The following is a 23,662-nucleotide window of genomic DNA, read 5'->3' as shown; positions in this document are numbered from 1 at the left end:
ATCAGCCCTTTCCGCCGCCGGCCGGACCGCGATAGAGCATCCCGCGCAAACCCAGCACCGCAACGACGATGGCGAGCTGGACGAGCCCCATGATCATCGCGACAGCCGAGGCCATGGAGTAGTCGTATTCCTCGAAGGCCGCCTGATAGGCCGCGATCGAGATCACGCGGGTCGGCCCCGCCGGCGCTCCGAGCAGAACCGCCGAGGGAAAGACCGAAAAGGCCTGCACGAAGCTGAGGCAGAAGGTGATGGCGAGCCCGGGCAGCAACAGCGGAAAGAGGATGTGCTTGAAGCGCTGCCAGGGACCGGCGCCGAGCGTCGCGCCCGCCTGTTCCAGCGCCGGGTCGACGCCGGTGAGATAGGACAGGGTCAGGAGGAAGGTGAAGGGGAAGCCGGTGATCACCAGCGAGAGCATCACGCCCCAGTAATTGTGCAGCAGCTTCACCGGCGAGGAGATCAGGCCGATCGTCATCAGCGTACGGTTGAACCAGCCCTGCGGGCCGAGATAATTCAGCAGTCCCTGGGCGACCAGCACGGTGCCGAGCGTGATCGGGATCACCAGGATGGTGGTGAGCAGGCGCTGGTTCTTCATCAGCCGGACGCGGAAGGCGATCGGGATGGCGAGCAGCAGCGTCACGATCGTCACCGGCAGAGCGAGCCAGAGCGTGGTCGCGATCGTCCCGTAGAGGAAGGAATCGGAGAAGAAGCGCTGATAGTTCGCCAGCGCCCCGCCGGCCTTGGGCGTGAAGGAGAGGAACAGCCCGTAGAAGAACGGATAGACGAAAAGCGCCAGCAGGAAGATCACCGCCGGCAGGACGAGCAGGGTCAACCCGTCGAGGCCGCGCGCGGCAAGGCGCTGCGAGAACGGGATATCGGGAGAGGCCGGGCTCATGCGGCGCCCCCGAAGACCAGCACCCGCTCCTTGTCGGCGGCGAGACGGATGTCCGTGCCCGGCGCGATGCGCCGATCGGCCAGGAAGGTCAGCGGTGTATCGTCGGCCATGCGGGCGAAGCCGACGAATTCGCGGCCATGAAACTCGGTCGAGACGACCTTCGCCTCGAGCCCCTCCCCGCCCTCGGATACGGGATGCAGATCCTCGGGACGGATCGAGAGATGGGCGATCTCGCCGGCCGCCGCCTTGGTGCGAACACGGCCGGTGACGCCGACATTGCCGATCGTCACGGTCGCGAGATCGCCGGCGACGCTCGCCACCTTGCCGGAGACCTTGTTGCGGAAGCCCATGAACTCGGCGACATCGAGATGGTCGGGCCGCGAGAACAGGTCCTCGGGCCCGCCGACCTGGCGGATCTCGCCATCGCGCATCACGACGATGCGATCGGCGAGTGAGAGCGCCTCCTCCTGGTCGTGCGTGACATAGATGGTGGTGGCGCCGAGCGTGTTGTGAATGCGCCGGATCTCGGCGCGCATTTCAAGACGCAATTTGGCGTCGAGATTGGAGAGCGGCTCGTCCATCAGCACGAGCGGCGGCTGCACGGCGATGGCACGGGCGATGGCGACGCGCTGCTGCTGACCGCCGGAAAGCTGGCCGGGGAGCTTGTCCTCCTGGCCCTGAAGCCGAACCAGCGCCACCGCCTCGGCGACGCGGCTCTCGCTCTCGGCCTTAGGCATGCCGCGCATCTTCAGGCCGAAGCCGATATTCTTGCGCACGCTCATATGCGGGAAGAGCGCGTAGCTCTGAAAGACCATGCCGAAGCCGCGTTCTTCGGGGCGCAACGGATCGATGCGCTTCTCGTCGAGCCAGATGCCGCCGCCGGTCGCCGGCAGCAGGCCCGCGATCAGGTTCAGCGTCGTCGACTTGCCGCAGCCGGAAGGGCCGAGCAGCGCGATGAATTCGCCCTGCCGGATGGTCAGCGAGACGTCCTTGACGGCGTTGTGGCTGCCGAAATCGCGGCAGAGCCGGTCGAGCCTGAGTTCGCGGAAGTTCGCAGCATGTATCGTCATGTGGACCATCTGGTTCGGACGGACGGAGGGCGTCCGGAGACAGGCGACAGTAAGGCGACAGGCCGGTCAAGGACCGGCCTGTCGGGTAGCGGAGGGTGCGCAGGTTACTTGCGCTTGGCGCCGCCGACCTGCTCGTCCCACATGCGGAAGGCGACGACCATCTTGTCGGGGTCAAGCGGGGTTTCCATCGGGTTCTCGGCGATCAGCTTCTCGTATTCCGGGCGACCATATTCCCGGATCGCCTTCTGGCTCGATTCCGGCGCCATCGAGAGCGGCACGTCCTTCACCGCCGGACCCGGATAGAAATAGCCCTCGTCATAGGTGTAGGCCTGCTGCTGCGGCGTCAGCATGTGGCGGATCAGGTCGAGCAGCACGGCGAGCTTCTCGTCGGAGACGCCCTTGGGGATCATCATGTACTGGGCGTCGGTGACCCAGTGGAAGCCCTTCAGCGTCTGGATCTTGGCTTCCTTCGGCACGACGCCGAGGACGCGCGGATTGATGTCCCAGCCGGTTGTCGAGACGATGATGTCGCGGGTGCCGTCGCCGAGCTCCTTCATCGTCGCACCGGTGCCGCCCGGATAGTACTCGATGTTCTCGCCGAGCGCCTTGAGATAGGCCCAGGTCTTGTCCCAGCCCTTGGCCGGATCCTTGGGGTCGCTGTCGCCGAGGATGTAGGGCAGGCCCATGATGAAGGTGCGACCGGGCCCGGAGTTGGCCGGGCGGGCATAGAGGAAGCGGTTCTTGTTCTGCTTGGTCCAGTCGAGCAGCTCCTGCGCGGTGGTCGGCGGAGTCTTGACCTTGTCGGGCATGTATTCGAGCAGCGGGCCGGACGGATAATAAACCATCGCCATCCCCTGCCCCGCCCCGAGATTGTGCATGGCGAGCGCTGGCTTGAGGAAGATCTCCTCGGGCTTCGGCAGCTCGGCCGCGAAGCGCGGCAGCAATTCGACCCAGAGCTTCTGGTCGATGCCGGCCGAGAGCACGTCGAGGCCGCCGATGACGAAGTCGATGTCGACGCGGCCGGCGGCCTGCTGGGCCTTCAGCTTGGCCGGCAATTCGGGCGCCGGCGCCTTGGTGAAGGTCATGCGCGAAACAAGCTTGGGGTTCGCCTTGGCGTAGTTCTCCAGCGGCTGCTGCACCAAAGCGAGCGCACCGCCGACATCGATGATGCTGATCCCGAGCGGCGATGACGGCAGCTTGAGCTGCTGCGCGAAGGCGGCCGGCGCGTGCGCCAGCCCGGCCACACCGGCGACGCCGCCAAGGAACGTACGCCTGTTGATGCTGTCCTGGACCATGTTTCCCTCCTCGCGGCGGCTTTGCCGCTTCTTTGCTTGCGCCCAAACCGGCGCCGGCCATCTTGTGCCGGCCCCTGTCCGGCCCTTATCGCACGCAAGGCATTCGGAGTTGACGCCTCCCTGCCTCGACCAGTATCCTAGTATACTAGTGAACAAGAGCTTGGCAATGGGCATCGCAGCAGCACGGCAGACCACGGAGCAAATCCATCGCGCCTTGCGGAGCGACATACTGAACGCGGTGCTGCGCCCGGGGGAAGCGATTTCCGAAGCACGCATGGCGCTGCAGTTCGGCGTCAGCCGCACGCCCGTGCGCGAATCCTTCAAGCGGTTGGTCGAGGAGGGTTTCCTGCTGGTCGTCCCGCAGGTCGGCACCTTCGTCGCGCCGATCGACCTCGCCGCCGTCTATGACAGCCAGTTCGTACGCGAGACGCTGGAGTGTCGCACTGTCGCCCTCGCCGCTCAGCGCATCGACGCGGAGGGCAAGGCCAGCCTCGCACAATTGATCCGCGAGCAGGAACAGGCGCTCGCGGCCGGAGACCGCGCCGGCTTCTTCCGCAGCGACGAGGCCTTCCATGCCGAGCTTTCGCGCCTCTCCGGCCATCCTTCGGTCTGGGGGCTGATCGAGGGCGTCAAGGCGCAGCTCGACCGGGTGCGCTGCCTGTCGCTGGAGACCAGCGGCTGGTCCGACATGATCCTCTCCGAGCATCGGCAGATCGCCGCCGCGGTCAGCGCCGGCGACGAGGCGGCGGCCGAGACGACCATGCGGGCGCATCTGCGCACCGTCTTCGACGCGATCGAGACCATCGCGCGCAACCAGGTCGACGCCTTCGCCACCACCGGCGGCCTGAACAAGCCCACCTGAGACGGCAACGACAGAGCCCGCAAGAGGACATCCGACAATGGAACAGAGCTGGCGCTGGTTCGGCCCGGACGATGTGGTGACTCTTGCCCAGGCGCGGCAGGCGGGCGCGCGCGGCATCGTCAACGCCCTGCACCAGATCCCCTATGGCGTGGTCTGGAGCGTCGAGGAGATCGAGAAGCGCAAGGCGATCATCGAGGCCGACAAGAGCCTCGGCCTGCGCTGGTCGGTGGTCGAGAGCCTGCCGATCCATGAAAGCGTCAAGATCGGCGAAGGCGATCTCGAGCCGGTCCTCGCCAATTACCGCCAGTCGATGCGCAACCTCGCCGCCTGCGGGCTCGAGGTGATCTGCTACAATTTCATGCCGGTGCTCGACTGGACCCGCACCGAACTCGCCGAGCCCCTGCCCGGAGGCGGCACGGCCCTGCGCTTCAACCTGCACGAATATGTCGTCGTCGACCATTTCATGCTGCAGCGTCCGGGCGCCGATCAGGGCCATCCGGCCGAGGTGATGGACAAGGCGAAAGCCTGGTTCGAGCGCTCCTCCGAGGCTGATCGCGCCCGCCTCCTCGCCAACATCATGGCGGGCCTGCCCGGCGCCTATGACCGCTATGACGTGCCGGGGCTGAAGCGCATGCTGGAGCGCTATCGTGGCATGAGCCATGAGCGCCTGCGTGCCAATCTCAAGCGCTTCCTCGAGGCGGTGATCCCGACGGCGGAAGAGGTCGGCATCCGCATGTGCATCCATCCGGACGACCCGCCACGGCCGCTTTTCGGCCTGCCGCGGATCTGCTCGGACGAGGAGGACATCGCCTTCATCCTCGGCGCGGTCGACAGCCCGTCGAACGGGCTCACCCTGTGCTCCGGCTCGCTCGGCGCCAATCCGAAGAACGACGTGCCGGCCATCGCCAGGCGCTTCGCCGACCGGGTCTGGTTCGCGCATCTGCGCAATGTCGCCAAGGACTCCGACGGCTCCTTCATGGAGGCCGAACATCTCGGCGGCGACACCGACATGGTGGCGCTGGTCGACGTGCTGATGAGCGAGCAGACCCGCCGCAAGGCCGCGGGCTGGAAACACTGGCGCATCCCGATGCGGCCCGACCATGGCCATGAACTGCTGGACGACGCCGGCAAGGGCTCGTTCCCGGGCTATCCCGCGGTCGGGCGGCTGCGCGGCCTTGCGGAGTTGCGCGGGGTGATGACGGCACTCGCCAGCGTCAAGGGCTACGCCGCCTGAGGTTGAGCGGCTGCCGGCGCGGGACCGCGCCGGCAGGGTCGCGGCTTACTGCCCGACGACCTGCGGAAGCGTCTGCACGCGCGTGACCGGCGGCGGATTCCATTTACCGGTGAGCGCTTCCGATTTCGGCCCGTAGAGCCGCATCGTCAGGTTGAAGCCGTCCTTCGGCGCCGGAAGCCAGTTGGCTTCCTTGTCCTTGCCGGGGCTCTCGTTCTGGAAATAGAGATCGAGCGAGCCGTCGGCATTGTATCTGAACGGCATCCAGCTGCTCACCGCGAAGCGGTTCAAGACGTTGCCGACCTGGAAGCCCTGCGGATCGTAGAGCGTGATCGACCAGAAGGCGTTGACCGGCGGGGCAGCCCCCTTCTCGAAGTGCAGCATGTATTTGTTGGCGCCGTCGAGCGGCCGCCCGGCCTCGTCGGCAAGGTTGAGCGGGTAGATCGCATCCTCGGGCAGGTTCGCTCCGAGTCCCTGCTGCGCGACGATGGCGCGCTTGAGATAGTAGTTGCCGTAGACGCCCATCGTGTCGGTGTTCATCGACCAGTTGTTCGTGACGCGGGCGAGCGTCGGCAGTTTCCAGAGCATCAGCCTCTGCCCGGCCTCCGGCGCACCTTCGAGGCCTTTTTTCACCACGGCCGGCAATGCCGCGAAATCGAAGCTCTGGCCCGGCACGATGCCGATGTGCTTCATCTGCGCGACGATCGGCTGGTCGGTGAGATGTGGCGGATGGAGCTTCAGCAGTTCGGCGGCATAGGCGAAATACTTGTCGGCCGGCATGCTGTCGGCCTGGGTCTTGGGCGGCGTCTTCATGTCGATGCCCGGGTCGATCTTCGCCTCGACCGGCTTCGGCGCCTTGCCCCAATCCGACAGGGCCGTGACCTTGTAGCCGGCCTGGATCTTGTGGACAGCGTCATAGTCGGAGGGGCCGTCGGTCTTGGTCCGCCCGATCACCCAAGTATAGGGCGTCGGCGCACTGATCCGCGACATCTCGGCAGGCACCGTTCCGGTCCAGCCGGGCGGCGTAACGAGGAAACTGCCGGCCTGCGTGCCGGTGGTGCGCCATCCCGGCGACGCGAACACATCCGACCACATGTCCAGCATCGGCAGGAGATAGAAGCGCCCGCCGGTATCCGGCGCGGAGACGATTTGCGGCTCCTTGGTGAGATCGAGCCAGGCGACGGAATAGAGCGTATCGAAATTGACCCTGACCACAAGCTTCATGTCGGCAGACGGAAACGCCGGCACGTTGACGAACATGTTCATCGGGCCTTTGCCGAACTCCTTGCCGGCCTCGATATTGGTCGATTGCTTGCGCGTGATGTCCATCGTGACCAGCGGATAGAAGTAGATGTAGGCATCGACACCGATGGCATGCGCCTCGGCCTCAGTCAGCGCAGGCTGAGCGCTTTGAGCTGACACGCCCTGGACCAGCGCGGGGGCGAGAAAAAGGCCTAGAAAAACTGCAACGATGCTCCTGCTCATATTGCAACTCCCCAATTGCCGGATCGAAATTCCATACGACTGACAAAAAAGAGGCCAATACTTTAATCAATACTGATGACCTCGCGTCAGGCGAAAACATTAACATGGCACAGTATTTCGACAATCGCGCCTTCCAGGCAGATATAACGGTAGCTCCCCTGCGAAAGCACAAATTCGTTACTGCCGAGGCGAGCGGTGCAGGCAGGAGCCTGCACCTTCGACCCCGCGCTTAGGCGAGGATGCGCTGATCCACCAGATGGACCAGCCGCCCGCCGGCGATGGTCGCGATGATGCGCGGTTGCGGCTCGGCTGCGACCAGCACGAGATCGGCGCGCTTACCGGGTGCGATGACGCCGCGATCGAAAAGGCCCAGCGCCTCGGCCGGCCCCTGCGAGACCAGTTTCCAGGCCGCCTCGAAGCTCGCCGCCCCGCGCTCGGCGAGAATGAAGGGCGCGAGCGGCAGCGCCGGATAATAATAGTCGGAGGCGAGGATGGTGCAGAGCCCCTGACGCACCATCTCCTCGGCGGCCGGGCAGCCGGTATGCGAGCCGCCGCGCACGACATTGGGCGCGCCGAAGACGATCGGCTCGCCATGGGCTGCGGCCTCGCGCGTCGTCTCCTCGTCGATCGGGAACTCGGCCACGCTGACGCCGAGGTCGCGGTACCAGCGCCGCATCTGCGGGGTCATGTCGTCATGCGAGAAGGCCGGCACCCCGGCCGCCCGTGCGGCGGCGGCGAGCCGCGCGATCGAAGCAGGGACCTCGTCGCGACGACTATGGACGTTCTCGACCAGCAGCATGAAGTCCTCATGCGAGAGGCCGGTGCGCTCGACCATCTTGCCGACCTTGTCCGGCCGGCTGCGCGATTTCAGCGTGCCCTCCATATGGTCGTTGAAGGCGAGCAGGCCGACGCGGCCGGCGGCCAGCCAGGCGAGGATCTCCGGCTCGGCGTCGAGATTATAGGTCTCGTGGCGGAGGTGAAAACGCGTATCGGCGCCCAGTTCCGGGGCGAGGCGCTCGATCGCCTCGATCAGGCGCCTTGCATTCTCGGCTCCGCGCAGGCCCGGCTCCCAGGACCAGGTGACGCCGTGAAAGGCGGTGGTGATGCCGCTGGCGAGCAGAGCCCGGTCGGCATCACGCAAGGCGAGATCGATGTCGAAGGAAACGCCGGGGCGCGGCATGATATGGCGCTCGAAGGCATCGCCATGGCAGTCGACCAGACCGGGCAGGACGAGCAGGCCTGAGGCGTCGAGGCGCAGGGCATTGTCCGGCAGCGCCGTGTCGGACGGGGTGATCACGCCATCGCGCACCCGCAGATCGGCGATTTCGAGGCCGCCGGCCAGCACCCGGCCACCAGAGATCAACAGCGCCACCGCATCCACTCCTTGTCGCTGGCATCGGATCATCCGCGCCACTTCGGGCGAAGGCGCATGCGACCGGCAGATGACAGCCGCATGACGAGACCGGTCACTCAACCGTCGTGCGCCTGTCACCGCAACGTCGCACGGGCACTTTAGCGCCGCCTCCGAACCCCGCAGGAGGACGTCCATGCTGAAAAAGCTGGCATATGCATTCATCGCGGCTGCCGCCGCCTTCGTAACCCCGGCCGCGCAGGCGCAGGAGACGATCCGCTTCGCCGTGACCGATGTCGACGGGCTGGAATCGCTGCAGCGCGAATTCGGCCCGTTCAAGGCCGCCTTCGAGAAGCTCTCCGGGCTGAAGATGCAGTTCTTCGCGGTCTCCGGCCGCACCGCGGCGGTCGAGGCCATGGCCGCCGACCAGATCGATTTCGTGCTGACCGGCCCGGCCGAATATGTGGTCTTCAAGGCGCGCACCGGCGCGGTGCCGGTCGTCGGCTGGCAGCGGCCCGACTATTTCTCGCAGGTCGCCGTACTCGCGAGCGGCCCGATCAAGTCGGTCGCCGATCTCAAGGGCAAGACCATCTCCTTCGGCGAGATCGGCTCGACCTCGCAGCATCTCGGCCCGGCCCAGGCGCTCGCCGATTTCGGGCTCAAGTACAATGTCGACTACAAGCCGATCTTCGTGAAGCGCAATGTCGCCGCCGAAGCGGTGAAGCGCGGCGATATCGCAGCGATCGGCCTCAATCTCGGCCATCTCAACAGCATCCGCAAATCCGATCCGAAGACCGGCTTCACGGTGGTGGCGCGCGGCCGCGATCTGCCCAACGACGTGATGATCGCCAGCCCGAAGGTGAAGCCGGAGGTGCTCGCCAAGGTCCGCAAGACCTTCCTCGACAATGGCCAGGAGCTGATGAAAGCCGTCGTCTCCGACACCGACGACAACAAGAAGTTCGCCGGCGGCATCTTCCTGCCCGAGGTCAAGGACAGCGACTACGACTATGTCCGCTCGATCTACCAGACCATCGGCATCACCGAGTTCAACAAGTTCATCGAGTGATGACAGCGCATCTGCAGACGGAACAGACCACGGGCGCACAAGCGCCCGTGGTCGCCATTTCCGGCCTCGCCAAGAGCTTCGGCACGCGCCGGATCATCGAGCGGCTCGACCTCGCCATTCCCCAAGGTGAATCGCTGGCGCTGATCGGCGCCAACGGCACCGGCAAGTCGACGCTGCTGCGCATGATCGTGCGTCTCGCCGAGGCGGATGCCGGCACGATCTCGGTCTTGGGCGACGAGGTCGGCAGCCTGCGCGGAGCCGCGCTGAAGCGCTTCAGGGCGCGGGTCGGCGTCGTCTTCCAGAAGCACAATCTGGTCTCGCGGCTGAGCGCGCTGAGCAATGTCGTGCATGGCGTCCAGTCGCGCCGCTCCGGCCCGCGCACCTGGGCGCAGGCGCTGGCCCCGGCCGAAATCCGGGACGAGGCGATGGAATGCCTCGCCGCCGTCGGGCTCGCGGACAAGGCGATGCAGCGGGCGGATTCGCTTTCCGGCGGCCAGTCGCAGCGCGTCGCAATCGCCCGCATGCTGATGCAGCGGCCGCAGATCGTGCTCGCCGACGAGCCCGATGCCAGCCTCGACCCGCGCGCCGGGCGCGAGGTGATGGAACTGCTGTTCCGGCTGACGCGCGACAAGGGGCTCACCCTCGTCTTCGTCTCGCACCACATGGCGCATGCCAGGCGCTTCTCCGACCGCATCGTCGGCCTCGGCAATGGCGGCATCGCGCTCGACCGGCGCGCCCTGCACTGCAACGAAGCCGAACTCGCCGCCTTCTTCGAGGAGCCGGCCGAGGACGTTCCCGCCGCACAGCCGGCCCTGGTGTTCGCATGAGCCTGCAATCCACCCCACACAAGCTCCATGCCGGCGACCGTTTCGCGCGTCCGAGCGCCGCCGCCTTCATGGGCTGGTTCCTGGCACTGGCGCTGCTGGTCTGGTCGTTCAGCGGCTCCGAACTCTCGGCCGAGAAGCTCGTGCGCGGCCTGCCCTATATGGGCAACATCCTGTCGCGGATGTTCCCGCCCGACCTCGCCAGGCTCGACAGCATCCTCGCCTCGCTGGCGACGACCTTCCAGATGGCGGTCTCGGGCTGCGTGCTCGGGCTGATCCTGAGCTTTCCGCTGGCCGTGCTCGCGGCGGAAGGCCTCTCGCCGCATCCCGTCATCCGCGCGCTGACCCGCGGGCTGATCGCGCTGTTCCGCACCGTCCCGGACCTGATCTGGGCACTGTTCTTCGTGATCGCGGTTGGCCTCGGCCCCGCTGCCGGCGTGCTGGCACTGATGATCGACACGATCGGCTATGCCGGGCGCTTCTTCGCCGAGGCAATGGAAGAGACCGACAAGGGCCCGCGCGAGGCGCTCTCGACCATCGGCGCGAGCCGGACCGGGCTGATCTTCTCGGCGGTGGTGCCGAATGCGATGCCGTCCTTCATCGCGACCTCGCTGTTCTGCGTCGAGAAGGCGACCCGGGCCTCGGTCGTGCTCGGGCTGGTCGGGGCCGGCGGCATCGGCGTCGAGCTCAAGGTCGCCTTCGACCTGTTCGACTACGATACGGCGCTGACGATCATCCTGGCGATCTTCGCGCTGGTCGTCGCGGTCGAGCAGATCGGCGGCCATCTGCGGCGCCGAATCATCTGAGGGCTCGGCCGGCCAGGGCTTCAGCCGGCGAGCAACGCGACGCCGGCAAGGACCAGCCCACCGCCGGCGACGCGGGCAAGAACGGGAGCCTGCTGCGCCAGCCGCGCCGCCAGGAAGAGGCCGACGCCGTGCAGCGCGGCGGTCGAGATGACGAAGCCGGCGGCATAGGCGAAGCCGCTGGCGTTCTCCGGCAGCTCCGCCCCATGCGCGAAGCCGTGGAAGATCGCGAAGATGCCGCAGGCGAGCGCGCCGGCCGCCAGCGGCGGCGAGGCTTTCAACGCGATGGCGAGCCCGAGGATGACGATCGAAACGGCGATGCCGATTTCGGCGCCGGGCAATTGCCCGCCGGCCATGGCCCAGGCACCGGCCAGCCCCATCGTCGTGACGAAGGCGACGGGATAGGCAATGCGCGCCTTGCCTCCGACGAGCCCGGCCCAGAGGCCGACCGCGACCATGGCGAGGACGTGATCGAGCCCGGTCAGCGGGTGCAGCAGCCCATGCGCCAGCCCCTCGACGGGGCCGACGCCGGTATGCGCCAGCGCCGGGGCGGCAGCCCCCGTCAGCAGGAGCGTCAATGCCGCGGCCATGCCTCTCGCCGTCGTCCTGCGTGCCATCGCCTCAAATCCCTCAGCTCCGCGCCGTGGCCTTCAGCCCTCCGGCGGTCTCGATGAAGTCGACGACCTGATCGACACCCTCCCCCGCCCGCGTATTGGTAAAGGCGAAAGGACGCTTGCCGCGCATGGTCTTCGAATCCCGATCCATCACTGCAAGATCCGCGCCGACATGCGGGGCGAGGTCGGTCTTGTTGATGACGAGCAGGTCCGAGCGGGTGATGCCCGGCCCGCCCTTGCGCGGGATCTTCTCGCCGGCGGCGACGTCGATGACATAGATCGTCAGGTCGGCGAGTTCGGGCGAGAAGGTGGCGGCGAGATTGTCGCCGCCGGATTCGATCAGGATCAGGTCGAGCGCCGGGAACCTGCCGCGCATCTCTGCAACCGCGGCGAGATTGATCGAGCAATCCTCGCGGATCGCGGTATGCGGGCAACCGCCGGTCTCGACGCCCATGATCCGCTCCTCCGGCAGCGCGCCGGAGACGGTGAGGATGCGGGCATCCTCCTTGGTGTAGATGTCGTTGGTGATCGCGGCGATCTCGTAGCGATCGCGCATGCGCTTGCACAGCGTCTCCATCAGCGCGGTCTTGCCGGAGCCGACCGGGCCGCCGATGCCGACCCGCAAAGGGCCATGGGGGGAAGCGCTCATGAGCGGAACAGCCTCGAATACTGGGTTTCGTGACGCAAGGCGGCGAGGTCCGAGCGGAAGGCGCAGCTGCCGAGCGCATCCAGCGCGGCGGCTTCCGCCCTCGCCGCGGCGCTACGCAAGAGCGGGGCCAAGCCGGCCGTGACGCGTTGGCCGTCAGTCTGGCCGACGATGCCGAGCCGGACCGCGGCCGAGACCAGATTGGCGACGAAGGCGAGCGAAAAGGCCTCGAGCGAAGGCAACAGCGGCAGCCCGTGGCCGCTCGCGGCGACGGCGACGGCGACGGGATAGGCGACATCGCCCGGCCAGGCCGCCTTCAGCGCTTCGATCGAAGTGCAGGGCCAGGAAGCGGCGATGGCGGCTACGAAGGCATTGCCCTGCGTCACCGTCTCCAGCCGCCGCTCGGTCGAATTGGCCAGCGCGAGTGCGAGCTCAGCGGCTTCGGCCAGCCCCTTCGCATCGCCATCGCCGACGGCGCGCCAAGCGACGGCGAAGAGGATGAGGTCATTGCGCAGCGAGCCGTGCTCGACGAGCGCGCCGAGCCAGTCCTCCAGGCCTGGCGCGTCGGTGAGGTCGCCGGTCTCGAAGGCCGATTCCAGCCCATGGGAATAGGCGAAGCCGCCGACCGGGAAGGACGGCGACAGCCAGATCATCAGGGGCAGCTGGACCCCGGTCATCGTTCAGTGGTCGTGCTTGTGGCCCTTATGGCCGTGCTCGGCGCCATGATGATGGCCATGATCATGCTTGTGACCATGGTCGTCATGATGGTGGTCATGGCCGCAGCCGCAGGAGGCGCCGTGGGCGTGCTCGTGCTTGTGCTCGCCATGGCTGTGGTCGTGGGCATGCGCCTCGCCATGGCCGGCATGGGAATGGCCATGGCCGTGATCATGATGATGGTCGTGACCGCAGCAGGCAGCACCATGCGCGTGATCATGCCCGTGCGCGTGGCCGTGATGATCATGGCCGTGATGATCATGGCCGCAGTTGGAATGATCGTGGTCATAGGCGCCGCGCTCGGGCTCGAACGGCCGCTCGACATCGCTCATCGCGCAGCCCTGGCCGCGGACCATCTCGGCCAGCACATGGTCATGCTCGATATAGATCGCGTCGGCGGTGATCTCCGCCGGGGTGTGGCGGTTGCCGATATGCCAGGCGACGCGCATCAGGCGCAGCGGATTCTCGGCCTTGATCTCGATCAGCTTCTGGGCGGCAGCCTTGATCAGGACGAGCGAGCCGTCCTCCAGCTTCACGGCATCGCCATCGTTCAGCGCCGTCGGCTTGTCGAGATCGAGCAGGATGTCGCTCCCGCCATCGCCCTTCAGCGCGACGCGGCGGCGGTTGCGGTCCTCATGGTCGAGGGTCAGGGTCTCGACGACCCGGTCCTGCTTGACCGCGGCCTTGCGGACGACGGAAGTGGCGCGCTGCATGTGACTAAACCCGTGGCGTGTTGGATCAAAGGCGATCGACCGATCGCGGTTCCACCACTTCGACCACCGGAACGAGGCCGACGCAAGTCCCGGGCCGGCTCCGATGAGGCGAGCCGGACGGAACAGGGCGCGCCGCTGCTGGAGCGGCAGCGGAACCGGACCGCCACGCTACTAAAAAACAATTTTAATTCAATATCTTAGCCCTCAATCGTGAGCCGAAACCAGTTAGCCGCATAAATACCGTGGCGCCCGGCGCGGCGATCCTGTTAGATCGGCGGGTTACCACGCCTGCCTGGTCTTTCGATCGGCAAGGACAAGGATAAAAGGGGAAGCCGACATGACCAGGATTTCACCGCCCGCTCTGCGCGGGCTCTCGGGCGCGCTCGCCGGCATCGGCCTGAGCCTCGCCATGGCCGGGGCAGCGGCGGCGCAAACGACGATGGAACGGATCAAGCAGCGCGGCAACCTGATCTGCGGCGCCAGCCATGGCGTCGCCGGCTTCTCGCTGCCGGATGCGCAGGGGCAATGGCGCGGCTTCGACGTCGATATCTGCCGGGCGTTGGCGGCGGTGATCTTCAACGATCAGGAGAAGGCCAAGTACATCTCTCTCGCCTCGAAGGACCGGCTGACGGCGCTGCAGAGCGGCGAGATCGACGTGCTCTCGCGGACCACGACCTGGACGCTCGGCCGCGACGCCGGCTTCGGCCTCAACTTCACGGCGATCAACTATTTCGACGGCCAGGGCTTCCTGGTGCGCAAGAGCACCGGCGTGAAGGAGGTCAAGGCGCTCGACGGGGCCTCGGTCTGCGTCGCCCAGGGCACCACCACCGAGCTCAACCTCGCCGATTACTTCCGCACGCATAACATGAAGTACGAGGTCATCGCCTTTGCCGGGCTGGACGAGACGATCCAGGCCTATGAGGCCGGCCGCTGCGACGCCTACACCACCGATCTCTCGCAGCTCGCCGCCAACCGGATGAAGCTCAAGGTCCCGGCGGATCACGAGCTGCTGCCCGAGATGATCTCGAAGGAGCCGCTCGGCCCCTGGGTCCGCCAGGGCGACGATGCCTGGTTCGATATCGTGCGCTGGACGGTCTACGCGCTGATGAACGCCGAGGAATACGGGATCACGCAGGCCAATGTCGATGAGATGGTGAAATCGACCAATCCCGAGATCCGTCGCCTGCTCGGCACCGAGGGCAAATTCGGCGAGAGCCTCGGCCTGACCAATGACTGGGTAGTCCGGATCGTCAAGGCGGTCGGCAATTATGGCGAGAGCTTCGACCGGCATCTCGGCGCCAAATCGCCGCTCAACCTGCCGCGCGGCATGAACAGGCTCTGGACGCAGGGCGGCCTGCAATACGCCCCGCCGGTGCGCTGATCTCCGGCACTTTGTCGGCACGCGGATTTCGCTCGAACCGCATCGTCATCCTGGACAAGCGGCGTAGCCGCGCAGCTCCGGGATCCATCGTAAGGCGCCTGAGCTCTACGATGGATCCCGGGATTTCGCTGCGCGAAGCCCAGGATGACGCAACAAGATGATCAGCGCGGCAGCGCCTTCACCTCGTCGTCAAACTTCTTCAGGAGGCGCGAGCGCTCGGCCGGGCTACCCCAGCGCGGGGTGTCGTAGTCGATCAGCTTGATCTCCTCGAACTTCGGCGCATCAGGCGAGAGCTTGGCGTTCTTGTTGGAGGGGATCGAGTTGATCTTGAGCTTGGCGTTGATGTCCTGCGCCTCGGGCGAGAGCGTGAAGTCGACGAATTTGCGCGCCGCCTCCGGGTTCTTGCCGCCCTTGATCACTGAGACCGAGCCGGTCTCGTAGCCCGTGCCCTCGCAAGGGGCGACGATGCCGATCGGCGCGCCCTGCAGCTTCTGCGTCAGCATGTCGTGCATGAAGGCGATGCCGACCCCGGTCTCGCCGAGCGCCGTCGCCTTGACCGGTGCGATGCCGGATTTGGTGTACTGGCTGATGTTCTTGTGCAGGGTCTTCAGGAACTCGAAGCCCTTCTCCTCGCCGAGCCGCTGGACTGTCGTCGCGAGGAAGACATAGGCCGTGCCCGAGGAGCTGGGATCGGCGACCTGGACCTCGTCCTTGAACTTGGGATCGAGCAGATCGGCCCAGCATTTCGGCTCGGGCAGCTTCCTGCTCTTCAAGGTCTCGAGATTGTAGCCGATGCCGAGCGCGCCGAGATAAATGCCGGCGGTGCGGAACTTCGACTGCTCGGCATGGCGCCTAGCCCAGTCGTGCAGCTCGACGAGCTTCGGCGACTTGTACTCGTCGAGCAGACCTTCCTCTGCGGCCTGCAGATGCGGCTCGCCCGGCCCACCCCACCAGACATCGCCGCGCGGATTGGAGGCCTCGGCCTTGACCTGGGCATAGACCTCGCCGGTCGACTTGCGCACCATCTGGACCTTGATGCCGGTCGACTTCTCGAAAATCGCCGCGCCTTCGCGGCATTGCTCCTCGAGGATCGAGCAATAGACGGTGACCTGGCCCTGCGCGGCGGCGGGGCCGGCATAGGCGGCGACGGCCAGCGTGGCCGTGACCAGGGCGTGACGAAGACTTGGCAAGGTTTCCTCCAGGGCAACTTTTCTTAGCCGGCGAGATGAAGGCCAAGAGCCCAGCCCTGTCAACCGCGCCGGCTTGCGCCGCGATCAGCGACGCCGCGTGCGGTCGGGAAGCTTGTCGATCGCCTCGTCAGCACCCTGCTTCCTGCCGAGCGCGCCCTCGCGCAGGACCTTGGTGGCGGCGTCCTGCTTAAGCGCCGGCGAGGTCTTCAGCGGCGCCGTCGCCTTCGTCGCCTCCAGGCCGATTTCCTTGGGCTTGCGCCCGTCATTGCGGGCGCTGGCGGCGAAGGTGGCGAGTGCCTCCGGCTGCTGGCCTTTCGGATCGACGACTTTGGACTTGGCCATGGCTGGTCTCCCTGCGGCGTTTGGCGATCAACGCCAGGGCTCCACAGGGAGTTCCGCGCCGCGACGGCTCAGAACAGGAAATAACGCTGCGCCAATGGCAGCTCCTTCGCGGGCTCGCAGACCAGCAATTCGCCATCCGCGACCACCGCATATGTCTCCGGGTCGATGCGGATATCGGGGGTGGCGTCGTTGTGGATCATGCTCTTCTTGGAGATGCCGCCGCGGGTGTTCTCGACGGCGACCATCTGCTTGTCCGTGCCGAGCCGGCCCTTCAGCCCGTTCGCCAGCGCCGCCTGCGAGACGAAGACCAGCGAGGTCGTGCTGACGGCCTTGCCGAAGGCGCCGAACATCGGCCGGTAATGCACCGGCTGCGGCGTCGGGATCGAGGCGTTGGGATCGCCCATCGGCGCCGCCGCGATCATGCCGCCCTTCAGCACGAGATCCGGCTTGGCGCCGAAGAAGGCCGGCGACCAGATCACGAGGTCTGCGAGTTTCCCGATTTCAACAGACCCAATATGGCGGGATAGGCCGTGCGAGATCGCCGGGTTGATCGTGTATTTCGCGACATAGCGCTTGGCGCGGAAATTGTCGGCGCCGGTGCCGGCATCCTCCGGCAGCGCCCCACGCTGGACCTTCATCTTGTGGGCGGTCTGCCAGGTGCGGGTCACGACCTCGCCGATCCGACCCATGGCCTGCGAATCCGAGGACATCATCGAGAGCGCGCCGAGATCGTGCAGGATGTCCTCGGCGGCGATCGTCTCCTTGCGGATGCGGCTCTCGGCGAAGGCGAGGTCCTCGGGGATCGAGGGCGACAAATGATGGCAGACCATCAGCATGTCGAGGTGCTCGTCGAGCGTGTTGACGGTGAAAGGCCTTGTCGGATTGGTCGACGAAGGCAGGACATTCGGCAGCCCCGCCACCTTCATGATGTCAGGCGCATGGCCGCCGCCCGCGCCTTCGGTATGGAAGGCATGGATGGTGCGGCCTTTGAAGGCCCTGATCGTGTCCTCGACGAAGCCTGACTCGTTCAGCGTGTCCGAGTGGATCATCACCTGGACGTCGTATTCGTCAGCGACCGAGAGGCAGTTGTCGATCGCGGCAGGGGTCGTGCCCCAGTCCTCATGCAGCTTGAGGGCGCAGGCGCCGGCCTCGACCATCTCGATCAGGGAGCCCGGCACGGCGGCGTTGCCCTTGCCGGCGAAGGCGAGGTTCATCGGGAAGGCGTCGGCGGCGCGGATCATTTGGCCGAGATGCCAGGGGCCGGGCGTGCAGGTCGTCGCCAGCGTACCATGGGCCGGGCCGGTGCCTCCGCCGAGCATGGTGGTCAGCCCGCTCATCAGCGCATCCTCGATCTGCTGCGGGCAGATATAGTGGATATGGCTGTCGAAGCCGCCGGCGGTGATGATCTTGCCCTCACCGGCGATCACCTCGGTGCCGGGGCCGACGATGATCGTCTCCTCCGGCGCGAAATTGCCGAAACCGTCCTGGATATCGGGATTTCCGGCCTTGCCGATGGCGCAGATGCGACCGGCCCTGATGCCGATATCGGCCTTCACGATCCCCCAATGGTCTAGGATCAGCGCGTTGGTGATGACGGTGTCGACCGCGCCGTCGGTATTGCGCACCTGGCTCTGGCCCATGCCGTCGCGGATGACCTTGCCGCCGCCGAACTTCACCTCCTCGCCATAGGTGGTGAAGTCCTTCTCGACCTTGATGACGAGCTCGGTATCGCCGAGGCGCACCGTGTCGCCGGTGGTCGGGCCGAACATGGCGGCATAGGCATTGCGCGGAAAGGCGAAGGGCATGGTCGGTTCCCGATCTGGTCCTGCGATGTCTCTGGCAATTCTCAGGCCGAAGCCGTCCCCGGCTCAGGCGGCTCGCCATTCCCGGTCTCACTGGCCTTTGGTTCACTGTTCTTGGGTTTGCGGGGCCCCTTGCGCTTGCCGGCCGCAGCCTTGGCGAGCTTGCGGGCCTGGTCGCGCTGCGTCTCCTGCATCATCTCGAGCTGGACCTGCTGGATCTCGGCCAGGCGCTGCCACTGCTTGGTGATGAGATGGTCGATCTTCTCGTGCAGATGCCGGATCTCGAGCTCGGCCTTGAGATTGACCTGGTAGTCGTTGGAGGAGCGGGCGCGGTCCTTTTGCTCCTGGCGCTTCTGGCTCATCATGATGATCGGCGCCTGGATCGCCGCGATGCATGAGAGCACGAGATTGAGCAAAATGAAGGGATAGGCATCAAAAGCCCCCGGTCCCTCTGCGATATTGATCAGCATCCAGACCACCAGCACGCAGCCGAAGCTGATCAGGAAGGCCCAGGAGCCGCCAAAACTGGCGAGCCCGTCCGAGACGCGCTCGCCGAAACTGCGCTTCTCGTCGAACTCGTCATCGGTGTTGGCCGCGATCGTGTCCTGACGGGCGATGCTCTCGACGACCTCGCGATCGAGATCGGAGTATTCGCCGTGCTCCTCGCGCAGGATCTCCTCGACATAGCGGGTACGGTAGCGCGCCAGCTCGGTGCGCGAGATCAGACTGTGCTCGGTCAGCTGCGGAAAATCCGCCAGAATGCGCTCGGTGAGAGAGGGGCGCAGCGTCTCCAGCGAGACCAGGTTCTTGCGCGGGATCTCGGCACCCGAGATCGCACAGATGCCGTATTTCTTTTTGCCGTTCGCAGGAAGATGGGAGGGCTGCACGTCTGCTGCTTCGGTCATCGGCCGGCTCCGCCATTCGCTTTGTGCAGCTACAGCTTACCCATCACCTCCTGACGGAAGCCATAGACCTCGCGCTTGCCGGCCAGCACCACCAGCCGGACCTCGCGGGTCTGGCCGGGCTCGAAACGCACCGCCGTGCCGGCGGGAATATCGAGCCGGAAGCCTCGCGCCTTCTCACGCTCGAAGGCGAGCGCCGGATTGGCCTCGAAGAAATGGTAATGCGAACCGACCTGGATCGGCCGGTCACCGGTATTGGCGACACTGAGCGTCAGGCTCTCGCGGCCTTCATTGAGGATGAGATCACCCGGCAGGGTCGTGACCTCGCCCGGTTTCAGGCGGCCGGCGGAGCCACGGATCGGCTCGTGCACGGTGACGAGCTTGGTGCCGTCCGGGAAAGTCGCCTCGACCTGAACGTCGTGCAGCATCTCGGCGATGCCGTCCATGACCTGATCGGCGGTGAGGACATGCGCGCCGGCCTCCATCAGCTCGGCGACGGATCTGCCGTCGCGCGCGCCCTCGACGACGAAGTCGGTGATCAGCGCGACGGCTTCGGGATGGTTCAGCTTGACGCCGCGCTCGAGCCTGCGCCTCGCCACGATGGCGGCCATGGCGAAGAGCAGCTTGTCCTTCTCGCGCGGCGTCAGGTTCATGCGTTGGCCTTCTCTGCCTCTTCCTCGTCTTCGTCATCCTCGGAGTCGTCGTCCTCGGACTCCTCGGCGTCGTCTTCCAGATCGTCCTCGTCCACCTCGCCGAGCGAAGCGTATTCATAGGCGAAGATGATCTCGCCGCTCTCCAGATCGAAGCTGCTGGAGGTCGATTCCTCGAAAGCGGCGATCAGCATCTCGGCGTCGGCGGGACCGTCGACGTCGAAGCGACGCACCGCGACCTCGCTTTCCGCGCCGATCAGCACGAGCTCGATCGCCCAGGCCCGCGAGCCGGTATCGTAGACGCATTTCAGACCCTGGATCGGCAGCATGGCGTTCTCCTCAGATTGACCAGGTGCGCGGCAGCGCACGCCCGGTCAGATGCCCGAGCAGCATGACGAGGGCGCGACGCAAGGCCTGCGCGTCGCTGCTGAGAAGCCGGATCAGGAGAAAGCCTTCATGCGCACCGGCAGCGGCCTCGACATCGGAAAAGGCGGCTTCTTCGGCGAGGACCCCCCTGACCTCCTCGAGCCGCCCCGGTACCGTCGCGAGCACGGTCGAGACGGCGCGCGCGCCCTGCCCCACGGCCTTGCGGCGCAAGGTCTCGTCGATCGCGCCTTCGAGGCGCAGATCCTCGGCGAAGACCAGCCGGCCCTCGCGCCTTATGCGCCAGCGGTCATGCAAAGCGCCGTGAAGCAAGGTCTCGCCCATGGCGGCGCGGCCGAAATAGAGGGTTTCGCAGGCGATGAAGCCTGAATCCGCGGCAAGCTCGACGCTCAGGCTGCGCGCCAGCCGCGCGCCCGAGAACAGGATCGTCTCCTGCGGCAGCCAGGCGAGTTCGGCCCGCGCCGCGACGGCGATCTGCGTATCGACATGGGTATCTGAGCCCTGGCTGCGGTAGATCTTCTCCGCCGCCTGGGTGGTGACGACGGCCTGCGCCCCGGCATCGAGCCCGATCCGGGTGATGGCCCGGTCGCCGCCGGCCATGCCGCCAGCCGTGTTGATTAGCACCGCTTCGCAGCGGCCGTCATGGCTGGTCGGGAAACGGGCGCGATAGCCACCGCTCTCGGCGACCTCCAGGCGCATGGTGCGCGCTCCGACCGCACCAAAGCGCAGGCGGACGCCGCCGCTGGCCCGGACATAGTCCGGCAACAGCGGATCGACGGGCAAGGGCAATGCGGGAGCATACATGGCAGGCCGTCTCTGGCGGACCGCTGCAGTCTTCCGTGCCCGGAATTCATCGGCAAGGGCCAGCCTGCCGGGCACTGCCCAAATTACGGGCAGCGCCGCTCAGCGCGCGGGCAGTCAGGGATGCGCGGCCAGAAAACGCTCGACCTCCTCGCGCTTCGGCGTGCCGGCCCGGCCACCGAAACGGGTGCATTTGATTGCGGCGACAGCCGAGGCGAAGCGCACCGCTGCCCGCTCGCTCTGCCCTTCGGCAAGCGCCAGCGCGAAGGCGCCATGCCAGACATCGCCGGCGCCGAGCGTGTCGACCGCCTCGATCGGGAAGGCCGGCAGATGGGCGATGCCGCCGTTCTCCATGAACAGCACGCCGCGATGGCCGAGCGTGACGGCGAGCCAGTTCTCAGCCCCCCGCGCCAGCCCGGCCAGGGCCTCGCGCGGGTCGCCCTCGCCGCAGATCTCGGTGAGCGCCTTTTCGCTGAAGGCGACATGGCTGGCGGTCGTAATCATCTCCGGATGGGTCGGCTGGCGGTCGCCATCGATGACGCCGGGCACACCCGCCGCCCGCGCCAGCTTCAGCGCCGCGAGGGAGCCCTCGCCCCAGCGCGTATCGACCAGCACCGCATCGGCGCCCACTGGCAGCGCAGCCGGCAGCCAGTCGGGCTCGAGCGGGGTCTCGGGGTCGGTATAGGACACCACCATGCGCTCGCCCTGGGCGTCGACCAGGATCGCGGAGACAGGCGAGCGCAGGCCGGGAAAGCGCCTGGCGAAGGCAGTGTCGACGCCGTCGCGATGCAGATCAGCGAGGATGGCGTCGCCGGTCAGGTCGTCGCCGAGCCGGGTCGCGAGCCAGGCCTTGCCGCCCGAACGCGCGACCGCGACCGAGCCGCTGCCGGCGCAGCCGCCGCCGGTGACGACGAGGTCGCGCGCGCGATCCTTCTCGCCGGGGCTCGGGACATGCGAGACGCTGTAGACATAGTCGAGGGTCGCGATACCAAGACAGAAGACACCGGCCATGAAGCTCAGACCCCGAACCTGAATTCACTGAGCTGGCGATAGACCTCGCCCGGCCGCAGCACCGTTGAGGGAAAATGCGGCAGGTTCGGCGAATCCGGCACATGCTGCGGCTCCAGCGCTATCCCGCCATTGGCTCCATAGGCAACACCGTCCAGCCCGGGCACCGGGGTAGCGAGCTTGGCGCCGTCATAGACCTGCAGCGCCGGCTCGGTCGTCCAGATCTCCATGGCGAGCCCCGAGCGCCGTGAGCGCAGCGTCGCGGCATGGGCGAGTTCGAGTCCGCCAGCCGCCGGCTCGCGCCGGTCGCGGCGCAGCACATAGTTGTGGTCGTACCAGAAGCGGCCGCCATCCTGACTGGCGAAGCGGATCGGCCGGGCCTTGCGGAAATCGAAGGGCGTGCCGGCGACATCGGCGAGCGAGCCGTCGGGGATCAGGTCAGCATCGACCGGCGTGGTCAGATTGGCGCGGACCTCGAGCTCATGGTCGAGGATGTCGGGTCCGTCATCGAGCCGGAAATAGGAGTGATGCGCGAGATTGACGATGGTCGGCGCATCGGTGGTGGCCGAGAGTTCGAGGCGCAGCGTCGCGCCGTCGACGAGGGCGTAGCGGCACCAGACCCGCAGCGTACCGGGATAGCCGGCATCGCCATCGGCCGAGACCAGCGCCAGCGTCACGCTCGCCTCGTCGTGCTGGATCATCGTCCAGGGCCGCTTGCCGAACCCCTGGCCGCCGCCATGCAGCGAGTGCTTGCCGCCTTGATTCAGCGGCGTGCGATGGGACACGCCGTCGAGCATGAAGCGGCCATGGCCGATGCGGTTGGCGAAACGGCCGGCGATCGCACCCATGTGCGGCGAATGCGCGGGATAGTCCGCGAAGTTCGGGAAGCCGAGCACGACGCGCTGGCGGCCGCCACCCGGCAGCGGCACGACGAGGTCGCGCAGCACGGCGCCCCATTCCATCACCCTGGCCTCGGCGCCGCCGGGCGAATGCAGCTTCGCTTCGTGAATCGGCGTGCCGTCGTCGAGATGTCCGATGAGAGCTTTGTTCAAGACCACCCCCCCTTTAGCGACGCCTCGACCGGGGCGCCGGCCTGACTGGCCATATCGCCGGAAAGACCGGGCGGACAAGCCGCCCGGTGGGAGACTCGCTCACCAAACGCCGGTGTTCGGCATGCTCAGCCATGGCTCTGCCGGCGGCTTGGGATCGCCCTTCTGCAGCAATTCGATCGAGATGTTGTCGGGCGAGCGGATGAAGGCCATGTTGCCGTCGCGCGGCGGCCGGTTGATGGTGATGCCGGCCTTCATCAGCTTGTCGCAGGTGGCGTAGATATCGTCGACCTCATAGGCGAGGTGGCCGAAATTGCGGCCGCCGGTGTAGACCTCCGGATCCCAGTTATAGGTCAGCTCCAGGGTCGGCCGCCCCCGGCTGCCCTGCTCCTTCACATGCGGCGCGTCTTCCGGCGCGGCCAGGAAGACAAGGGTGAAACGGCCCTTTTCGCTCTCCATGCGGCGGGTTTCGACCAGACCGAACTTGGTCACGTAGAAATCGAGTGCGGCATCGAGGTCGGTGACGCGCACCATGGTGTGGAGATATCTCACAGCTCTTCTCCCAGGGTTGATCTGGCCGATAGATC

At 66.5% G+C, this 23,662-nt stretch carries 25 protein-coding genes; 6 read left to right on the top strand and 19 right to left on the bottom strand.

The window, feature by feature from the left end; genetic code table 11:
• Window position 1: 1 nt before the first annotated feature.
• The 3 genes from J0J10_RS20465 to J0J10_RS20455 all read right to left on the bottom strand — a co-directional run bounded on the left by J0J10_RS20465 (window position 2) and on the right by J0J10_RS20455 (window position 3,257).
• Entirely contained in the window at window positions 2–892 is an 891-nt protein-coding gene (locus tag J0J10_RS20465; RefSeq protein WP_291634950.1) for an ABC transporter permease, read from the bottom strand.
• Entirely contained in the window at window positions 889–1,962 is a 1,074-nt protein-coding gene (locus tag J0J10_RS20460) for an ABC transporter ATP-binding protein (RefSeq protein ID WP_291648729.1), read from the bottom strand. Before J0J10_RS20460 ends, J0J10_RS20465 begins: the two co-directional genes overlap by 4 nt.
• Window positions 1,963–2,066: 104 nt before the next feature.
• Window positions 2,067–3,257: an extracellular solute-binding protein gene (locus J0J10_RS20455; protein WP_291634946.1), complete on the bottom strand. Its 1,191-nt coding sequence runs from the start codon at window positions 3,255–3,257 to the stop codon at window positions 2,067–2,069.
• Between the two features lie 166 nt (window positions 3,258–3,423).
• Here J0J10_RS20455 and J0J10_RS20450 point away from each other — a divergent pair, with 166 nt between their 5' ends.
• Window positions 3,424–4,119: a GntR family transcriptional regulator gene (locus tag J0J10_RS20450; RefSeq protein ID WP_291648727.1), complete on the top strand. Its 696-nt coding sequence runs from the start codon at window positions 3,424–3,426 to the stop codon at window positions 4,117–4,119.
• 37 nt (window positions 4,120–4,156) lie between these two features.
• Entirely contained in the window at window positions 4,157–5,353 is a 1,197-nt protein-coding gene (gene uxuA, locus J0J10_RS20445; protein ID WP_291648725.1) for a mannonate dehydratase, read from the top strand.
• 45 nt (window positions 5,354–5,398) lie between these two features.
• Here the strand turns inward: uxuA and J0J10_RS20440 are convergent, their stop codons facing one another.
• Window positions 5,399–6,835, bottom strand: coding sequence for a DUF1254 domain-containing protein (locus J0J10_RS20440; protein ID WP_291648723.1), 1,437 nt, complete (start codon window positions 6,833–6,835; stop codon window positions 5,399–5,401).
• Window positions 6,836–7,064: 229 nt separating this feature from the next.
• A complete protein-coding gene (locus J0J10_RS20435; RefSeq protein ID WP_291648720.1) occupies window positions 7,065–8,207 on the bottom strand; it encodes an alpha-D-ribose 1-methylphosphonate 5-triphosphate diphosphatase in 1,143 nt (380 codons plus the stop codon).
• A 175-nt stretch (window positions 8,208–8,382) separates the two neighbouring features.
• On the opposite strand from J0J10_RS20435, the gene J0J10_RS20430 reads away from it, so the two are divergent.
• The 3 genes from J0J10_RS20430 to phnE are packed head-to-tail and all read left to right on the top strand — an operon-like array spanning window position 8,383 to window position 10,882.
• Window positions 8,383–9,252, top strand: coding sequence for a PhnD/SsuA/transferrin family substrate-binding protein (locus tag J0J10_RS20430; RefSeq protein ID WP_291648718.1), 870 nt, complete (start codon window positions 8,383–8,385; stop codon window positions 9,250–9,252).
• Window positions 9,252–10,079, top strand: a complete 828-nt coding sequence (locus J0J10_RS20425; RefSeq protein ID WP_291648716.1) for a phosphonate ABC transporter ATP-binding protein — start codon at window positions 9,252–9,254, stop codon at window positions 10,077–10,079. Before J0J10_RS20430 ends, J0J10_RS20425 begins: the two co-directional genes overlap by 1 nt.
• Window positions 10,076–10,882, top strand: a complete 807-nt coding sequence (phnE, locus tag J0J10_RS20420; protein WP_291648714.1) for a phosphonate ABC transporter, permease protein PhnE — start codon at window positions 10,076–10,078, stop codon at window positions 10,880–10,882. The genes J0J10_RS20425 and phnE overlap by 4 nt, the downstream gene beginning before the upstream one ends.
• 20 nt (window positions 10,883–10,902) lie before the next feature.
• Here the strand turns inward: phnE and J0J10_RS20415 are convergent, their stop codons facing one another.
• From J0J10_RS20415 to J0J10_RS20400, 4 genes are read right to left on the bottom strand one after another with little or no spacing between them, the layout of a single operon-like run.
• Window positions 10,903–11,469, bottom strand: coding sequence for a HupE/UreJ family protein (locus tag J0J10_RS20415; RefSeq protein WP_291648712.1), 567 nt, complete (start codon window positions 11,467–11,469; stop codon window positions 10,903–10,905).
• A 40-nt stretch (window positions 11,470–11,509) separates the two neighbouring features.
• Window positions 11,510–12,142, bottom strand: a complete 633-nt coding sequence (ureG, locus tag J0J10_RS20410) for an urease accessory protein UreG (RefSeq protein ID WP_291634930.1) — start codon at window positions 12,140–12,142, stop codon at window positions 11,510–11,512.
• Entirely contained in the window at window positions 12,139–12,816 is a 678-nt protein-coding gene (locus J0J10_RS20405; protein ID WP_291648710.1) for an urease accessory protein UreF, read from the bottom strand. The genes ureG and J0J10_RS20405 overlap by 4 nt, the downstream gene beginning before the upstream one ends.
• Before the next feature lie 3 nt (window positions 12,817–12,819).
• Window positions 12,820–13,566 (bottom strand): urease accessory protein UreE, encoded by a 747-nt coding sequence (locus J0J10_RS20400; RefSeq protein ID WP_291648708.1) that lies wholly within the window; start codon window positions 13,564–13,566, stop codon window positions 12,820–12,822.
• Window positions 13,567–13,975: 409 nt separating this feature from the next.
• Here J0J10_RS20400 and J0J10_RS20395 point away from each other — a divergent pair, with 409 nt between their 5' ends.
• Window positions 13,976–14,947, top strand: coding sequence for an amino acid ABC transporter substrate-binding protein (locus tag J0J10_RS20395; RefSeq protein WP_465247232.1), 972 nt, complete (start codon window positions 13,976–13,978; stop codon window positions 14,945–14,947).
• Between the two features lie 161 nt (window positions 14,948–15,108).
• Here the strand turns inward: J0J10_RS20395 and J0J10_RS20390 are convergent, their stop codons facing one another.
• The 10 genes from J0J10_RS20390 to J0J10_RS20345 all read right to left on the bottom strand — a co-directional run bounded on the left by J0J10_RS20390 (window position 15,109) and on the right by J0J10_RS20345 (window position 23,627).
• Window positions 15,109–16,137, bottom strand: coding sequence for an ABC transporter substrate-binding protein (locus J0J10_RS20390; protein ID WP_291648706.1), 1,029 nt, complete (start codon window positions 16,135–16,137; stop codon window positions 15,109–15,111).
• A gap of 84 nt (window positions 16,138–16,221) precedes the next feature.
• Complete coding sequence (locus J0J10_RS20385) at window positions 16,222–16,479, bottom strand: hypothetical protein (RefSeq protein WP_291648704.1); 258 nt, start codon at window positions 16,477–16,479, stop codon at window positions 16,222–16,224.
• Window positions 16,480–16,547: 68 nt separating this feature from the next.
• Window positions 16,548–18,284, bottom strand: a complete 1,737-nt coding sequence (gene ureC / locus J0J10_RS20380; RefSeq protein WP_291648703.1) for an urease subunit alpha — start codon at window positions 18,282–18,284, stop codon at window positions 16,548–16,550.
• A gap of 41 nt (window positions 18,285–18,325) precedes the next feature.
• A complete protein-coding gene (locus tag J0J10_RS20375) occupies window positions 18,326–19,186 on the bottom strand; it encodes a DUF1003 domain-containing protein (protein WP_291634918.1) in 861 nt (286 codons plus the stop codon).
• 29 nt (window positions 19,187–19,215) lie between these two features.
• Window positions 19,216–19,836, bottom strand: a complete 621-nt coding sequence (locus J0J10_RS20370; protein WP_291648701.1) for an urease subunit gamma — start codon at window positions 19,834–19,836, stop codon at window positions 19,216–19,218.
• Window positions 19,833–20,162, bottom strand: a complete 330-nt coding sequence (locus J0J10_RS20365) for a hypothetical protein (RefSeq protein WP_291634915.1) — start codon at window positions 20,160–20,162, stop codon at window positions 19,833–19,835. The genes J0J10_RS20370 and J0J10_RS20365 overlap by 4 nt, the downstream gene beginning before the upstream one ends.
• A gap of 10 nt (window positions 20,163–20,172) precedes the next feature.
• Entirely contained in the window at window positions 20,173–21,021 is an 849-nt protein-coding gene (locus J0J10_RS20360) for an urease accessory protein UreD (RefSeq protein WP_291648699.1), read from the bottom strand.
• A 114-nt stretch (window positions 21,022–21,135) separates the two neighbouring features.
• Complete coding sequence (locus tag J0J10_RS20355) at window positions 21,136–22,029, bottom strand: PfkB family carbohydrate kinase (RefSeq protein WP_291648697.1); 894 nt, start codon at window positions 22,027–22,029, stop codon at window positions 21,136–21,138.
• A 5-nt stretch (window positions 22,030–22,034) separates the two neighbouring features.
• Window positions 22,035–23,078 carry an aldose epimerase family protein gene (locus J0J10_RS20350; RefSeq protein WP_291648695.1) on the bottom strand — a complete coding sequence of 348 codons (1,044 nt, stop codon included), beginning with the start codon at window positions 23,076–23,078 and terminating at the stop codon, window positions 22,035–22,037.
• Between the two features lie 99 nt (window positions 23,079–23,177).
• Window positions 23,178–23,627: a VOC family protein gene (locus J0J10_RS20345; protein WP_291648693.1), complete on the bottom strand. Its 450-nt coding sequence runs from the start codon at window positions 23,625–23,627 to the stop codon at window positions 23,178–23,180.
• Window positions 23,628–23,662: the final 35 nt, after the last annotated feature.

Source organism: Allobosea sp., assembly GCF_017308075.1.
In the GTDB taxonomy this organism is placed as follows: Bacteria; Pseudomonadota; Alphaproteobacteria; order Rhizobiales; family Beijerinckiaceae; genus Allobosea.
The sequence above is the reverse complement of the archived record's forward strand: the minus strand, read 5'-3'. Positions and strand labels throughout refer to the sequence as shown.